This is a genomic window from Nostocoides sp., from assembly GCF_035343835.1.
GTDB lineage: Bacteria > Actinomycetota > Actinomycetes > Actinomycetales > Dermatophilaceae > Nostocoides_A > Nostocoides_A vanveenii.
Genome location: NZ_DAOQZV010000341.1, coordinates 1 through 2466, shown reverse-complemented (window position 1 = coordinate 2466; position 2466 = coordinate 1). Strand labels below are relative to the sequence as shown.

At 69.4% G+C, this 2466-nt stretch carries 2 protein-coding genes; both read left to right on the top strand.

Annotated elements, in window-relative coordinates; genetic code table 11:
- The first annotated feature begins 219 nt into the window (after window positions 1-219).
- Window positions 220-1425 (top strand): ADP-forming succinate--CoA ligase subunit beta, encoded by a 1206-nt coding sequence (gene sucC / locus PKH97_RS15840; RefSeq protein ID WP_324388578.1) that lies wholly within the window; start codon window positions 220-222, stop codon window positions 1423-1425.
- 9 nt (window positions 1426-1434) lie between these two features.
- Window positions 1435-2322 carry a succinate--CoA ligase subunit alpha gene (gene sucD, locus PKH97_RS15835; RefSeq protein WP_324388576.1) on the top strand — a complete coding sequence of 296 codons (888 nt, stop codon included), beginning with the start codon at window positions 1435-1437 and terminating at the stop codon, window positions 2320-2322.
- The last annotated feature ends 144 nt before the right edge of the window (window positions 2323-2466 follow it).

Genomic DNA, 2466 nt, shown 5'->3' with positions numbered 1-2466 from the left:
GGGGGCGGCGCGCCGCCCGCCCCGGCGGTCCGCACGGCGGCATGAGTTCTCTCACACGCCTGCTTCGGTGCAGCGGCTCCGCGGCATTCCTCCTGCTCAGCGCGGGTTCTTGGACGCGGTCTGCCCGTTCCGCAGCGCAGGACCGCCCGGCGACGCCATACGGCTGGACGACTAGGCTCTGCCCCACAGTCCCTTCGACGGAGACGAGGACGGATCGACGTGGATCTCTTCGAGTACCAAGCCCGCGACATGTTCGCGGCGCACGGGGTGCCCGTGCTGGACGGTGCGATCGCTACCACCCCCGAGCAGGCCCGTGCGGCGGCCGAACGGATCGGGGCGAAAAGCGGGGGAGTGACCGTCGTCAAGGCCCAGGTCAAGACCGGCGGCCGCGGCAAGGCCGGCGGGGTCAAGGTGGCCCGGTCCGCGGCAGAGGCGGGCGAGCTCGCTGGGCAGATCCTCGGCATGGACATCAAGGGCCACACCGTCAAGACGGTGATGATCGCCCAGGGCGCGAAGATCGCCGAGGAGTACTACTTCTCGGTCCTGCTCGACCGGGCCAACCGGCGCTACCTGGCGATGTGCAGCAAGGAGGGCGGCATGGACATCGAGGCCCTCGCCGTCGAGCGCCCCGAGGCCCTCGCCAAGGTTCCGGTCGACCCGATCGTCGGCATCGACGCTGCGAAGGCCCGGGAGATCGTCGACGCGGCCGGCTTCGACGAGGCCGACAGGGCCACCATCGCCGAGGTCATCGCCAAGCTCTGGGATGTCTACGCGGCCGAGGACGCGACCCTGGTCGAGGTCAACCCGCTGGTGAAGACCGAGGACGGCCAGATCGTCGCCCTCGACGGCAAGGTCTCCATCGACGGCAACTCCGACTTCCGGCACCCCGACCACGAGCAGTACGTCGACCACTCCAAGACCGACCCGCTCGAGGTCCTCGCGACCGAGAAGGGCCTCAACTACGTCAAGCTCGACGGCAATGTCGGCATCATCGGCAATGGCGCCGGGCTGGTCATGTCCACCCTCGACGTCGTCGCGTATGCCGGCGAGGAGTTCGTCGGCGCGGACGGTCAGCACCCGGCCCCGGCCAACTTCCTCGATATCGGCGGCGGCGCCAACGCCGAGATCATGGCCAACGGCCTCGAGATCATCATGGGCGACCCGCAGGTCAAGGCAATCTTCGTCAACGTCTTCGGCGGCATCACCGCCTGCGACGCTGTCGCCAACGGGATCGTCGGGGCAATCGAGATGCTCAAGCAGCGTGGTGAGACCCCGACCCTGCCGATCGTCGTCCGGCTCGACGGCAACAACGCCGTCCTAGGGCGCACGATCCTCGACGACGCCGAGCACGACATCATCGAGCTCGTCGACACCATGGACGGTGCGGCCCGCCGGGTCGCCGAGCTCGCCGCAGCAGCGAAGTAAGGGACCACGATGGCGATCTTCCTCACCAAGGACTCCCGGGTCATCGTCCAAGGGATGACCGGCTCGGAGGGCATGAAGCACACCACGCGGATGCTCGCGTCGGGCACAACCGTCGTCGGCGGGGTGAACCCGCGCAAGGCGGGCACCAGCGTCGACTTCCCCGGCGGGGTCAGCGTGCCGGTCTTCGGTGGCGTCGCCGAGGCGATGGCGGCCACCGGTGCCGATGTCACGGTGATCTTTGTCCCGGCCGCCTTCACCAAGGCCGCGGTCGTCGAGGCGGTCGACGCGAAGATCCCGCTCTGCGTGGTCATCACCGAAGGCGTCGCGGTCAAGGACACCGCGGAGTTCTTCACCTACGCGCAGAACGCCGGGACCACCCGGATCATCGGCCCGAACTGCCCCGGCCTGATCAGCCCCGGGCAGTCCAACGCCGGCATCATCCCCGCGGACATCTCCGGCCCCGGTCGGATCGGGCTGGTCTCCAAGTCCGGCACGCTGACCTACCAGATGATGTACGAGCTGCGTGACTTCGGCTTCTCCACCGGGGTCGGCATCGGCGGCGACCCGATCATCGGGACGACGCACATCGACTGTCTGCAGGCGTTCCAGGACGACCCCGACACCGACGCGATCGTCATGATCGGCGAGATCGGCGGCGACGCCGAAGAGCGCGCGGCGGCATACATCAAGGACCACGTGACCAAGCCGGTCGTCGGCTATGTCGCGGGCTTCACCGCGCCGGAGGGCAAGACGATGGGCCACGCCGGCGCCATTGTCACCGGCTCCTCGGGCACCGCTGCGGCAAAGAAGGAAGCCCTCGAGGCGGTCGGGGTCCGGGTCGGCAAGACGCCCTCCGAGACGGCCCAGCTCATGCGGGAGATCATGTCGGCGCGCTGACCGGCGCGCCTTCGGACGCCTCGTCACCCCCCGGGCGACGATGGGTGAACTATGCCGTCCTTCAGCCGCGCCCTCGGCGCCTTCGCCAGCGCGCCCGAGGGGCTTGCCGCCCGCGGGCCGGCTTTCCTTTGGGGGGCGGCCGCG

Bases quoted from the DNA above. Each gene is read 5' to 3' on its own strand.
- sucD (WP_324388576.1), top strand. From the start codon at position 1,435: ATGGCGATCTTCCTCACCAAGGACTCCCGGGTCATCGTCCAAGGGATG.